Source organism: Thiomonas sp. 13-64-67 (genome assembly GCF_002282795.1).
GTDB classification, from domain to species: domain Bacteria; phylum Pseudomonadota; class Gammaproteobacteria; order Burkholderiales; family Burkholderiaceae_C; genus Thiomonas; species Thiomonas arsenitoxydans.
Genome location: NZ_NCKP01000035.1, coordinates 1 through 11,863, shown reverse-complemented (window position 1 = coordinate 11,863; position 11,863 = coordinate 1). Strand labels below are relative to the sequence as shown.

Sequence of the window (11,863 nt, the reverse complement as noted above, 5' to 3'; positions counted from 1 at the left end):
GAAGCAACGCCCCTTCAGATCGGGGCGGTCAACGAAAAATCAACCGGAAGTTCAACTGCGGCGCAGCAGCAGCCCCTTGAGATACTCGCCTTCGGGGAAATGCAGGCTCAAGGGGTGGTCGAGCCCCGCGCCGGTGCGGGCGACGATCTGGGCGTCTGCGCCCGCGTCGAGGGCGGCGCCGGCGACGATTTTCTGGAACAGCTCGGCACTGACGCCGCCCGAGCACGAAAAGGTGAACAGCCAGCCGCCCGGCGGCAGCAGATGGCAGGCCAGGCGATTGATGTCTTTGTAGGCGCGCGCGGCGCGTTCGACTTGCTGCGGGCTGGCGGCGAATTTGGGCGGATCGAGCACGATGGCGTCGAACTGCGCGCCTTCTTCGCGCAGGCGGCGCAGAGTGGCGTTGACGTCGGCGTCGATAAATTGCGCCCGAACCGGATCGAAGCCGTTGAGCGCGACATGCTCGGCCGCCAGCGCCAGCGCGGGCGCGGAGGAATCGACCGAGGTGACTTGCTGCGCCCCGCCGGCCAGGGCGGCCAGCGAGAAGCCGCCGGTGTAGCTGAAGCAGTTGAGCACGCGCTGCAGGCCGTGCGCGCGCACCGTGTCGGCAAAGCGGGCGCGGGCGTCGCGCTGATCGAGGTAGAAGCCGGTCTTGTGGCCGGTGGCGACATCGACCCGCAGCCGCAGCCCGTTTTCACGGATCTCGACCTGCGTTTGCCCTTCGCCCAGCAGCCAGCCGGTGGCCGCGGGCAGGCCTTCGCGTTCGCGCAGCGCGGCGTCCGAGCGTTCGTAAACGCGGGTTTCGGGCATGAGGGCGTGCAGGGCGCTGACGATCACCGATTTCCAGCGCTCAATCCCCGCGCTGCCCGCTTGCAGCACCACGATGTCGGCATAGCGATCGACGATGCAGCCGGGCAGACCATCGCTCTCACCGTGTACCAGGCGGCAGGCGGTGAGATCCAGTCCGAGTGCCTGGCGGCGGGCGATGGCCGCGCGCAGTTGTTCGGTGAAAAAGCGGGCGTCGATGCGCTGCGTGGCCTCGAAACTCCAGACCCGCAAGCGGATTTGCGAAGCGGGGCTGAACGCGGCCCAGGCGAGAAACTGGCCGTCGTGCGATTCCACGCGGACGGTTTCTCCACTGTCGGCGCTGCCTTTGGCGATCGAGCTGGCGAACACCCAGGGGTGGCGGCGCAGCAAGGAGCGTTCCTTGCCCGGATGAAGGCGGATGGTTTTCATGGAGGGGCCTTAGGGTTTTTTGCGCGCCCGGGGATGGGCGGCGTCGTAGACCTTGGCCAAATGTTGGAAGTCCAGGCGGGTGTAGACCTGTGTAGTGGCAATGCTGGAATGGCCCAGCAATTCTTGCACCGCGCGCAAATCGCCGCTGGACTGCAGCACATGCGAGGCGAAGGAGTGGCGCAGCATGTGCGGATGCACGCGGGCATCGAGCCCGGCAGCGCGGGCGTGCTCGCGCAGCTCCAGCCAGACGCGCTGCGGCGTGAGGCGTGCGCCGCGTGCGCCCAGAAACAGCGCGACCTGCGCGTCGGCGTCGGCATCGGGGCGGAGCAGGGCGGGGCGCTGCTCCAGCCATTGCCGCAGCGCCAGCAGGGCGGGACGGCCGATGGGCACGCTGCGCCGCTTGTTGCCCTTGCCGGTGACGGTGGCTTCGGCGGCGTCCCAGTCGATCCAGCCGCGCGCGGTCTTGCTGGCGCGCACGTCCAGCCCGGTGAGCTCGGAGACGCGCAGCCCGCAGGAATAAAGCAGTTCGGCGATTGCATGCACCCGCGCGCCGCGGGTGGCGAAGGGTTCGGTCTGGTACGGGCGTCGGTGCGGTTGCGATGCGGGCGTCGATTCTTGCGGGCTGTAGGCGGCCAGCGCTACGGCCTGATCGACCGAAAGCGCCTTGGGCAGCGGCTTGGCGGCCTTGGGCGCACGCACGTCCTGCACCGGATTGGCGGCCACGAAGCCTAGCCGCCCCATCCAGCGGAAAAAGCTGCGCCAGGCCGACAGCCGCGCCGCGATGGCGCGCGGGCTCATGCCGTCGGCGTGAAGCTGCGCGGCCCAGCGGCGGATGTGCTGCGACTCGATTGGCGCTGCGCCCAGCGCTTCGGCGCGCTGCAGCAGGTCATCGAGGTCGCGCCGATAGTTGACCAACGTACCGTCGGCCAGACGGCGTTCGGTTTGCGCGTGTGCGAGATAGTCCGCCGCCAACTGACGCAAGGTCGGGCTATTGAGCGGGAGTGAGCCGGACGCGGCCATATGCTGAACTGCGTGGCAAATAGCGGGGCGGAGAACGGCCTGGGCGGGCTCAGCGCGCGAGCAGGCCGACGAGCGCGGCGCTGGCCAACTGGCTGATGTGGTTGAGGAAGTCAGTGCCCATATCGGCGGTGAAACGCTGGCTGTCGGGGGAGGCCAGCACCAGTAGCCCCATGCACATGCTGGTATGCGGGTTTTGCAGCGGAATGAGCGCGAGCGATTGCGCCATCTGCGCGTCCGGCAGCCAGTGCGCGGCTTCGAAGCCGGGGTTGGGGCCGACGAAGGGCGCGGCCAGGCTGGCGGCGAAGGTCTTGGCGTCTTCGCTCACCCCGGTGGCGAAGTCGAGCGCGGCGAACTCTTCGCGCACCGGCCAGAGCTTGAGCGCGGTCATGGGCAGGTCGAAGGCGGACTTGAGGGTGTCTTGCAGCGTTTGCGGCAACTGCTCCGGTGCGCCCTGTTGCGCCAGCATGACATCGCGGGCCCACAACAGCAGCTTGCCAGCCAGGGTTTCGTTGTCCACCGCGTTGCGCATCATCGCGGCCAGGCGATGTTCCAGAGTGCGCATTTTGTCGCGCAGCATTTCCATCTGCCGCTCCTGCAGCGAGACGGCGCGGTTGCCGTGCGGGCTGAGCAGTTGCACGGTGGTGAGCAGTTCGGCGTGGCGCTCGAAGAATTCGGGGTTGGCGGCCAGGTAGGCGGCCAGATCGTGTTCGCTCAGTTCCATCGGGTGTTCTCCATCAGGGCAGATCGGGAAGGTCGATCGTGCCGTCAAAAACAAAAGCGGCGGGGCCGGTCATGCGCACGGGCTGGCCTGCTCCCGCCCATGAAATGGTCAGCTCGCCGCCATGGGTCTGCACGTCCACCGCGCCTTGCAGCCAGCCGTGGCGCAACCCGGCCACCACGGCGGCGCAGGCGCCAGTGCCGCAGGCCAGGGTTTCGCCCGCGCCGCGCTCCCAGACGCGCAGGCGGATGTGCTGGGCATCGACGATCTGCATGAAACCGGCGTTGACCCGGCGCGGAAAACGAGGGTGATGCTCGATCAGCGGGCCGTGGCTGAGGACGGGCGCGGTGTCCACATCATCCACCCGTTGCACCGCATGCGGGTTGCCCATCGACAGCACACTCACCCAGGCGGTGGCCCCTGCGAGGTCCAGCGGCCATTGCTCCCAGCCATCCACCTGCCGCGGCCTCAGGCCGTGGGCCTCGAAAGGCACGCGCGGCAGATCGAAAACCGGCGCGCCCATGTCCACGGTGACGCGGCCGTCGGGCTGCAGTTCAGGCTCGATGAGGCCGGCGAGCGTCTGCACCCGAATGCGTCTTTTGGCGGTGAGCCCCTTGCCGTGCACATAGGCGACGAAGCAACGCGCGCCATTGCCGCATTGCTCCACCTCACCGCCGTCGGCGTTGAAAATGCGATAGCCGAAATCGACTTCGGGCGAGGGTGCGGCTTCGACCAGCAGAATCTGGTCGGCGCCCACGCCAAAGTGCCGGTCGGCCAGCAGGCGCAGTTGCGCCGCATTGAGGGTCAGCGGGGCGCGGGTGGCGTCGAGCACGACAAAGTCGTTTCCGGCGCCGTGCATTTTGGTGAACGCGACTTGCATGGGTCAGTAAAGAGAAGGCTCGCCTTCGGGGCGGTTTTTGAAGCGCTTGTGCACCCAATGGTATTGCGCAGGCATGGTGCGCACCTGCTCTTCGATGAAGCGGTTCATGCGTCGCAGATCGGTGTCGATGTCGGCGGGCTTGCCCCGGGCGTCCAGCGCGGGAAAATCGGCCCAGGCGGGATGCACGGTGATGGCGTAGCCGCGCGCACCGGGCAGGATGCGCGTGACCACGGCGTAAACCCGGGCGTCGGCGGAAGCCGCCAGCCGCGGTGCGACGTCGAGGGTGGCAGCGGGAACGCCGAAAAAGTCGATGAAGCGTGAGCTGCGCAGGCCGAAGTCCATGTCGGGCAGGGTGTAGAACGGCACCCCGGCTTTGAGTTGTCGCAACATGCCCGCCGCGCCGTCATGCCGCGAGACGATGGCGGCGGTGTGAAAGCGGCTGCGCCGCGCCACCACCCAGTCGTCGAGCACCTTGTTTTTCTGCGGGGTGTACATGCCCGAAACCGGGCGCGGCGCCACCAAGCTGAGCGCCGTCCATCCCGCGTCCAGCCCCTCGAAGTGAAAACCCAGCAGCAGGGTGTTGCGGCTGCCGTCCAGCGCTTCCTCCACCGGGCCTTCGAGATGCAGCAGGCGCTGCAGGCGCTTCGGGCTGGCGTACCAGAGCACGCCGCGTTCGAGAAACGCCCGGGCGACAAAAACGAAATGCTGCCGCGCCACGGTGCGCTGCTGCGCAGCCGTCCAGTCGGGAAAGCACAGTTGCAGATTGCGCAGGGTGATGCGCCGACGCGAGCGGGCCAGCGGCCACAGCAGCCAGCCCACCGCCGTGCCCAGCGCAGTGAGCACGGGGTAGGGCAGCAGATGCAGCAGCCAGACAAGGCCGATGCTCAGACGGGCGAACAGCGACTTCATGACGCGCTTTCCTCGGCGATAGTCGGCGCGGGGGGCGGCGGTGCGCCCGAGGGGGTTTTGTAGCGGTTGTAGGCCCAGAGATATTGCTCGGGACAGCGCCGGATCAAACCTTCCAGCGCACGATTGATCTGCGTGGCGGCGCGTTGCGGCTCGGCGTCCAGGGCTTCGGGAAACGGCTCCAGCGTCAGGGTGTAGCCGCGCCCGCCGGGCAGGCGCAGGGCCGAGGCCAGAATGATGCGGGCGTTGCCCAGTTGCACCAGGCGCGCGGGCAGGGTCATGGTGTAGGCCGGGCGGCCGAAAAAGTCGGCCCAGACGCCTTCGCCGCTGCCGGGCGCCTGATCGGGCAACAGACCGACGGACTCCCCCGCGCGCAGGGCGCGCAGCAATTGCCGCACTCCGGCGAGATTGGCCGGGGCGGTGGCCAGATTGTGGCGCTGGCGCGAGGCCAGGGCCAGCGGCAGCAGCACGGCCTTGCGCGGCGGGCGGAACATCACCGTGATCGGGCTCCAGAGCGCGGCCGCCTGCGCCGAGATTTCAAAGCATCCCAGGTGCGGCGTGAGATACAGCACGCCCATGCCCTGGGCGCGAACGGCATCGACATGCTCCTTGCCGATCACCTGCACGCGGTGCACGGGCGCTGCAGCGCCGCGCCGGAACCAGACCACGGGCAACTCGCCGACCATGCGTCCGGCTTGCGCGGCCGCCTTGCGCGCAAGCTGCTCTGGCGCATAGCCCGCCTGTTGCAGATGGGCGCGCAGACGCTGGCGATACACGCTTGAAGCGGCATAAACCAGCAGGCCGAGCGCCGCCCCGAGCGACTGGAGCAAACCCAGCGGCAAGACAGACAGCCAGCGGAACACGCGAAGCAGCACGATGAAGGATTTCCCTGAGGTGCAAAGGGTGCCATGTTACGAAGCGCCGCTGAACAAAGGGCGCGCATAGAATCCATGACATTGCCACCGAGTTAATGACAACTTGCGGGGTGGCAGGGGCAGGCGACCTTCGGGGCGGCTGCGTAGATGTCCGCTAAAGCGTCGCCGTGCGAGACCCAAACGGTGGCGTCGATCCAACCGTTCAAAGAAAGGTCCGTCATGGCAAACCACTTCCTGTTTACATCCGAGTCCGTTTCCGAAGGTCATCCCGACAAGGTGGCCGATCAGATTTCCGACGCCATTCTCGACGCCAATCTGGCGCAAGACCCGGCCTCCCGCGTTGCCGCCGAAACCCTGGCCAACACTGGCTTGATCGTGCTGGCGGGTGAGATCACCACCACGGCCGTGGTCGATTACATCCAGGTCGCGCGCGATACGCTCAAACGCATCGGTTACGACGACGCCGATTTCGGCATCGACCACAAAAGCTGCGCGGTGCTCGTCGCCTACGACAAGCAAAGCCCCGACATCGCCCAAGGCGTGAACAAGGCGCACGACGACGAACTCGACATCGGCGCCGGCGACCAGGGGCTGATGTTCGGCTACGCCTGCGACGAAACCCCCGAGCTCATGCCCGCGCCGATCTACTACGCGCACCGCCTGGTCGAGCGTCAAAGCCAGTTGCGTCGCGACGGCCGTCTGCCCTGGCTGCGCCCGGATGCCAAGAGCCAAATCACCTTCCGCTACGAAAACGGCTATCCCGTGGCCATCGACACGGTAGTGCTGTCCACCCAGCACGCGCCCGACATCGCGCTGGCCGATCTGCGCGAGGCGGTCATCGAGCACATCATCAAACCCGTGCTGCCCGCGGAGTTCATGCGCGGCGAGGTGAAGTACCTCATCAACCCGACCGGACGCTTCGTCGTCGGCGGCCCGCAGGGCGACTGCGGTCTCACGGGGCGCAAGATCATCGTCGATACCTACGGTGGGGCGGCCCCGCATGGCGGCGGTGCCTTCAGCGGCAAAGACCCGACCAAGGTCGACCGTTCGGCCGCCTACGCCGCGCGCCATGTGGCCAAGAACATCGTGGCTGCCGGGTTGGCCAAGAAATGCCTGGTGCAGATTTCCTACGCCATTGGCGTGGCTCAGCCCACCAGCATCATGGTGACGACGCAGGGTACCGGCGTGATCGACGACGCCAAGCTGGAACAACTGGTGCGCCGTCACTTCGATCTGCGGCCGCGCGGCATTATCGAAATGCTCGATCTGCGTCGCCCCATCTATTCCAAGACCGCCGCCTACGGCCACTTCGGCCGCGACGAACCCGAGTTCAGCTGGGAGGCCACCGACAAAGCCGCCAAACTGCGCGACGACGCCGGGCTGGGTGCACTGCGGGCCGCCGCGACGGCGTAAAAGAGGGCGTGTCAGGGGCGGCGGTTCGGCGACTTCAATAGCCGGAAAATCGGTCCGTCGCCTCGATCAGACGCGAGAGGATGCCCGGCTCGTTGTAGGCGTGCCCGGCGTCGGGCACGAGCTGAAAGTCGGCTTGCGGCCAGGCGCGGTGCAAGTCCCAGGCGCTGCGAACCGGGGTGCACACGTCGTACCGGCCTTGCACGATGACGCCAGGCACCTCGGCCAGCTTGCCTGCGTCGCGGATCAACTGGCCTTGCTCCATCCAGCCTTCATGCACGAAGTAGTGGTTCTCGATGCGGGCGAAGGCCAGCGAGAACGCATCCTGCGCATGATGTGCGGCGTTGACCGCATCGGGCAACATGCGGATGGTCTGCCCTTCCCACACGCTCCAGGCGCGGGCGCAGGCCAGTTGCGCTGCCGGGTCGGAGCCCGTCAGCCGTTTGCGATAGGCGCCGATCAGATCGCCGCGCTCCGCTTCGGGAATGGGCGCCAGAAAGCCCTCCCACAGATCAGGAAACAGCCACGACGCACCCTCCTGGTAGAACCACAGCAGTTCCTCCCGCCGCAGGGTGAAGACGCCGCGCAGGATCAGCGCCGACACTCGCGCGGTGTGCGTCTGGGCATAGGCCAGAGCCAGGGTGCTGCCCCACGAGCCGCCGAACACCAGCCAGCGATCCACGCCCAGCAGGGTGCGCAGCCGCTCGATGTCGGCCACCAGGTGCCAAGTGGTGTTGTTCTCCAGCGAGGCGTGCGGGGTCGATCGTCCGCAGCCGCGCTGGTCGAACAGCAGCACGCAGTAGCGCTGCGGGTCGAACAGCCGGCGATGATCCGGCGAACAGCCCGAGCCCGGTCCGCCGTGCAGAAAGACGGCAGGCCGACCTTGCGGATTGCCGCAGAGTTCCCAGTAGATCTGGTGACCTTCGCCGGTGTCGAGCACGCCGGTTTTGAAGGGTTCGATGGGTGGGTAATAAGTGCGTAAGTTCATGGGAATGGCAGAATAGCGGGTCTCTTTTCCCCCTGCCCGAACCTATCCATGAGCACTACCCAGATCGGCGGCGTGACCGTCAACACGCAGGCCAATGTGTACTTCGACGGCAAATGCGTCAGCCACGGCATCACCCTGGCTGACGGTACGAAAAAATCAGTCGGTGTCATCTTGCCCGCCACGCTGACCTTCAACACCGGCGCGCCCGAAATCATGGAATGCGTGGCCGGGGCCTGCGAATACAAACTGCCGGGCAGCGACGTTTGGGTGAAATCCGGGGTGGGCGAGCGTTTCAGCGTACCCGGCAATACCCGCTTCGAGATTCGCGTGCCGGAAGGCGAAACCGCCTATCACTACATCTGCCATTTCGGCTAACCCGCGCTCAAAACCCATGGCTACCATTTTGCAAAACCTGCCTACCGGGCAAAAAGTCGGCATCGCCTTCTCCGGCGGCCTCGACACTTCCGCCGCCCTGCTGTGGATGAAAAAAAAGGGCGCCCAGCCCTACGCCTACACCGCCAACCTCGGCCAGCCCGACGAGAGCGACTACGACGACATTCCGCGCAAGGCCATGGGCTTCGGCGCTGAAAAGGCCCGCCTGATCGATTGCCGCGTGCAACTGGCGCACGAAGGCATTGCCGCCATCCAGTGCGGCGCGTTTCACATCAGCACCGGCGGCGTCACCTACTTCAACACCACCCCGCTGGGCCGCGCCGTCACCGGCACCATGCTGGTGGCCGCCATGAAGGAAGACGATGTCAACATCTGGGGCGACGGCTCCACCTTCAAAGGCAACGACATCGAGCGCTTCTACCGCTACGGCCTGCTCACCAACCCCAGCCTGAAAATCTACAAACCCTGGCTCGACCAGACCTTCATCGACGAACTCGGCGGCCGCAAGGAAATGAGCGAGTTCCTCATTGCCAACGGCTTCGATTACAAGATGTCGGTGGAAAAGGCCTATAGCACCGACAGCAATATGCTCGGCGCCACGCACGAAGCCAAAGATCTGGAGCATTTGAGCAGTGGAATCCGCATCGTCAACCCCATCATGGGCGTGGCGTTCTGGAAGCCCGAAGTGGAAGTCAAAGCCGAAGAAGTCACCATTCGTTTCGAGGAAGGCCAGCCGGTCGCCCTCAACGGCCAGACCTTCAGCGACGCGGTTGCGCTCTTCCTCAAAGCCAACGAAATAGGCGGGCGCCACGGCCTGGGCATGAGCGACCAGATCGAGAACCGCATCATCGAAGCCAAGAGCCGCGGCATCTACGAAGCCCCCGGCATGGCGCTGCTGCACATCGCCTACGAGCGCCTAGTTACCGGCATCCACAACGAAGACACCATCGAGCAGTACCGCATGGGCGGTCTCAAGCTCGGCCGCCTGCTCTACCAGGGCCGCTGGTTCGACCCGCAAACGATGATGTTGCGCGAAACCGCCCAGCGCTGGGTGGCGCGCGCCATCACCGGCGAAGTCACGCTGGAACTGCGCCGCGGCAACGACTACTCCATCCTCAACACCGAGAGCCCTAACCTGACCTACGCCCCCGAGCGCCTGAGCATGGAAAAGGTGGAAGACGCCCCGTTCAGCCCCGCCGACCGCATCGGTCAGCTCACCCTGCGCAACCTCGACATCACCGACACCCGCGCCAAGCTCGGCATCTACGCCAAGACCGGGCTGATTTCACTGGGCGAGGGCGCGACTATGTTGCGGTTGGAGGGGGAGAAGGGGGAGTGAAGCAGCAGATGCTTGTGTTCTTGGTCATGCATGACTCCTGATCTTCTCTCTCCCCTATCACCATGAGGTTGATTATCCCCCGAGGAGAACTATTTTGAATATCAATTCATTGGCGGCGACGGGCTGCAAGCTGTGTTTCGATTCGCCTCCACTGGATTTTGATTTCACCATGGCGTTTCAGCCCATTGTGGATTCACGCAGCGGAACAATTTTTGCACATGAAGCCTTGGCGCGTGGTTTGCAGGGTGAGCCCGCAAGCACCATTTTTGAGAAGGTGAACGACGATAATCGCTATCGATTCGATCAGACTTGCCGCGTCAAGGCGGTAGCGCTTGCCGCCCGGTTGGGATTGAAAGGGTATCTGAGCATCAATTTTCTTCCGAATGCGGTTTACAAACCTGAGCTCTGTATTCGCGCCACTTTGGCCGCGGCGGAACAGTACAGTTTTCCGCCAGATCGCCTGCTGTTTGAAGTGACCGAGAGTGAGCGTGTTGAAGATGTCGGGCACTTGAAGTCCATCATTAACGACTATAAAAGCAGAGGTTTTCTGACGGCGATTGATGATTTTGGCGCCGGTTTTGCAGGGCTGAACCTGCTTGCCGAATTGCAAACGGATATTGTCAAGCTGGATATGGCATTGGTGCGTAACGTTAACGAAGACCGCATCAAGGCCTCCATTATCCGTGGGGTTATTCAGACCTGCATAGATCTGAATATCCGGGTCATCGCCGAGGGCGTAGAAACGCGAGAGGAATATCTATGCCTTGAGCGTATGGGAATCAATTTGTTTCAGGGATTCTATTTTTCTCGGCCGGTATTTGAGGGGTTGGGACAAATCGACCCGAATTTGTTCAGTCATGCACTGGGTTGATTATTTGTCAGGTTCCGCATGATTTCCGACTGTTTTTGAGAGCAGATCAGCGAGGACTCGGGTTTGGGACGAGGCTAAGCTCGCAGCGACCCAGCTGGGGCGCAACCCTGATATGCGCGAACAGTATTTGGGTGGGGGGACGAGCCATTCGCCTCACAGACCGCGCGAATCGAACGAATCGAGCGGTAGAATGGGGGCATTCCCGCATTGATCGAAAAGGGGGGTGCCTATGCAGACCTACACCGCGAATGAAGCCAAGACGCGCTTCGGCGAATTTCTCGACCGGGTGCAACGTGAGCCCGTGCGCGTCATGCGGCACGACCGCGTCGTGGGGGTGATGGTCAGCGCGCAAGACTTCGAGGCCATGCGCGCCTTCTACGCTAACCGCCTGCAGCACACGCTGGAAAGCAGTGCGGCGCTGGCACAGCAGGGCGGGCTGACCGAACAGGCATTGAACGATCTCTTGGCTGATGAAAGTTGAGCGCGATTCGCGGCGTTTCGTGATCGACACTAATGTCTGGATCAGCGCCGCGCTTTCACCGCCGGGTGCGCCCGCGCAAGTGGTGCGCCGCGTTCTGCAGCACGGTCTGGTCGTGCTGACGACGCACACCTTTGCCGAACTTGAGACTCGCTTGTGGAAGCCTAAGTTCGACCCGTATCTGTCCATCGAGGTCCGGCAGCAACTTCTACACGATCTGAGCGCCGCAGCGATTTGGGTGGATGTTCCGCCCGGGTTGGCTGCACAGACGTTCAGCCGCGATCCCGACGACGACGCCTTCATTCACGCCGCCGAGGTGGCGCAAGCCTTATGGCTGGTCACCGGCGACCAAGACCTATTGGGGGTGAATCCGCCTCCAGTCAGGTTGCGCATCCTCACGCCTGCGCAGGCCTTGCAGCATCCCGAGTTTGCTTAGCTGGCAATGTGCGACATGACGCCGGAAGGACGGGCGGTGCTGTCGTTCCAGCATGTCGGCTCGTTCGGCAATGCAAAATCACGCGCATTTGTCCGCTGACGATTCGCCCCATTACGCCAACGAATGAAACCATCCCATGCCTCTTTCTGACACCCCCAACGCCGAAAACCCCGTTCGCGCCTGTGTGGCCTATGACCGCAGCGGGAGGCGGGTGGGTGATATCGCGCTGGAGGCGATCAGCGACATGCTCGCCTTGCCCGACCGGTTTGTCTGGGTGGGGCTGTATGAGCCGGATGCGGCCTTGCTGGCGCAGATG

13 protein-coding genes and 1 pseudogene are annotated in these 11,863 nt (G+C 64.6%); 7 read left to right on the top strand and 7 right to left on the bottom strand.

Translation table 11 applies throughout. The features are described from left to right. Positions 1-51: 51 nt before the first annotated feature. From B7X30_RS09835 to B7X30_RS09810, 6 genes are read right to left on the bottom strand one after another with little or no spacing between them, the layout of a single operon-like run. A complete protein-coding gene (locus tag B7X30_RS09835) occupies positions 52-1,233 on the bottom strand; it encodes a class I SAM-dependent rRNA methyltransferase (RefSeq protein ID WP_286730395.1) in 1,182 nt (393 codons plus the stop codon). Between the two features lie 9 nt (positions 1,234-1,242). Further along, positions 1,243-2,253, bottom strand: a complete 1,011-nt coding sequence (locus tag B7X30_RS09830) for a tyrosine recombinase XerC (protein ID WP_286730394.1) — start codon at positions 2,251-2,253, stop codon at positions 1,243-1,245. A gap of 49 nt (positions 2,254-2,302) precedes the next feature. Next, entirely contained in the window at positions 2,303-2,974 is a 672-nt protein-coding gene (locus B7X30_RS09825) for a DUF484 family protein (RefSeq protein ID WP_286730393.1), read from the bottom strand. Between the two features lie 13 nt (positions 2,975-2,987). Continuing rightward, a complete protein-coding gene (gene dapF / locus B7X30_RS09820) occupies positions 2,988-3,851 on the bottom strand; it encodes a diaminopimelate epimerase (RefSeq protein ID WP_286730392.1) in 864 nt (287 codons plus the stop codon). Positions 3,852-3,854: 3 nt separating this feature from the next. Beyond that, positions 3,855-4,760: an LpxL/LpxP family acyltransferase gene (locus tag B7X30_RS09815; protein WP_286730391.1), complete on the bottom strand. Its 906-nt coding sequence runs from the start codon at positions 4,758-4,760 to the stop codon at positions 3,855-3,857. Beyond that, positions 4,757-5,632, bottom strand: a complete 876-nt coding sequence (locus tag B7X30_RS09810) for a lysophospholipid acyltransferase family protein (protein WP_286730390.1) — start codon at positions 5,630-5,632, stop codon at positions 4,757-4,759. The genes B7X30_RS09815 and B7X30_RS09810 overlap by 4 nt, the downstream gene beginning before the upstream one ends. 219 nt (positions 5,633-5,851) lie before the next feature. Between B7X30_RS09810 and metK the strand changes: the two genes are divergently transcribed. After that, entirely contained in the window at positions 5,852-7,045 is a 1,194-nt protein-coding gene (metK, locus tag B7X30_RS09805) for a methionine adenosyltransferase (RefSeq protein WP_156054716.1), read from the top strand. Between the two features lie 34 nt (positions 7,046-7,079). Here the strand turns inward: metK and pip are convergent, their stop codons facing one another. Continuing rightward, positions 7,080-8,030 carry a prolyl aminopeptidase gene (gene pip / locus B7X30_RS09800; protein WP_286730389.1) on the bottom strand — a complete coding sequence of 317 codons (951 nt, stop codon included), beginning with the start codon at positions 8,028-8,030 and terminating at the stop codon, positions 7,080-7,082. A gap of 48 nt (positions 8,031-8,078) precedes the next feature. Between pip and ppnP the strand changes: the two genes are divergently transcribed. The 6 genes and pseudogenes from ppnP to B7X30_RS09770 form a co-directional block, all read left to right on the top strand. After that, positions 8,079-8,405: a pyrimidine/purine nucleoside phosphorylase gene (gene ppnP, locus B7X30_RS09795; protein ID WP_013123777.1), complete on the top strand. Its 327-nt coding sequence runs from the start codon at positions 8,079-8,081 to the stop codon at positions 8,403-8,405. 16 nt (positions 8,406-8,421) lie between these two features. Then, on the top strand, positions 8,422-9,762 hold the full coding sequence (argG, locus tag B7X30_RS09790; RefSeq protein WP_286730388.1) for an argininosuccinate synthase: 1,341 nt from the start codon (positions 8,422-8,424) through the stop codon (positions 9,760-9,762). 94 nt (positions 9,763-9,856) lie between these two features. Next, on the top strand, positions 9,857-10,633 hold the full coding sequence (locus tag B7X30_RS09785) for an EAL domain-containing protein (RefSeq protein WP_013106473.1): 777 nt from the start codon (positions 9,857-9,859) through the stop codon (positions 10,631-10,633). A gap of 229 nt (positions 10,634-10,862) precedes the next feature. Beyond that, the gene (locus tag B7X30_RS09780; RefSeq protein ID WP_156054721.1) at positions 10,863-11,114 is read left to right on the top strand and encodes a type II toxin-antitoxin system Phd/YefM family antitoxin; all 252 of its coding nucleotides are present in this window, start codon (positions 10,863-10,865) and stop codon (positions 11,112-11,114) included. Further along, a complete protein-coding gene (locus B7X30_RS09775; protein WP_286730387.1) occupies positions 11,104-11,547 on the top strand; it encodes a putative toxin-antitoxin system toxin component, PIN family in 444 nt (147 codons plus the stop codon). Before B7X30_RS09780 ends, B7X30_RS09775 begins: the two co-directional genes overlap by 11 nt. A gap of 136 nt (positions 11,548-11,683) precedes the next feature. Beyond that, positions 11,684-11,863: pseudogene (locus B7X30_RS09770) on the top strand (magnesium transporter); the annotation flags it as partial.

Excerpts from the sequence above, each read along its gene's own strand:
- pip (WP_286730389.1), bottom strand. The coding sequence starts at position 8,030 with ATGAACTTACGCACTTATTACCCACCCATCGAACCCTTCAAAACCGGC.
- argG (WP_286730388.1), top strand. The coding sequence starts at position 8,422 with ATGGCTACCATTTTGCAAAACCTGCCTACCGGGCAAAAAGTCGGCATC.
- ppnP (WP_013123777.1), top strand. The coding sequence starts at position 8,079 with ATGAGCACTACCCAGATCGGCGGCGTGACCGTCAACACGCAGGCCAAT.
- dapF (WP_286730392.1), bottom strand. The coding sequence starts at position 3,851 with ATGCAAGTCGCGTTCACCAAAATGCACGGCGCCGGAAACGACTTTGTC.
- B7X30_RS09815 (WP_286730391.1), bottom strand. The coding sequence starts at position 4,760 with ATGAAGTCGCTGTTCGCCCGTCTGAGCATCGGCCTTGTCTGGCTGCTG.
- metK (WP_156054716.1), top strand. The coding sequence starts at position 5,852 with ATGGCAAACCACTTCCTGTTTACATCCGAGTCCGTTTCCGAAGGTCAT.
- B7X30_RS09835 (WP_286730395.1), bottom strand. The coding sequence starts at position 1,233 with ATGAAAACCATCCGCCTTCATCCGGGCAAGGAACGCTCCTTGCTGCGC.
- B7X30_RS09780 (WP_156054721.1), top strand. The coding sequence starts at position 10,863 with ATGCAGACCTACACCGCGAATGAAGCCAAGACGCGCTTCGGCGAATTT.
- B7X30_RS09830 (WP_286730394.1), bottom strand. The coding sequence starts at position 2,253 with ATGGCCGCGTCCGGCTCACTCCCGCTCAATAGCCCGACCTTGCGTCAG.
- B7X30_RS09825 (WP_286730393.1), bottom strand. The coding sequence starts at position 2,974 with ATGGAACTGAGCGAACACGATCTGGCCGCCTACCTGGCCGCCAACCCC.
- B7X30_RS09775 (WP_286730387.1), top strand. The coding sequence starts at position 11,104 with ATGAAAGTTGAGCGCGATTCGCGGCGTTTCGTGATCGACACTAATGTC.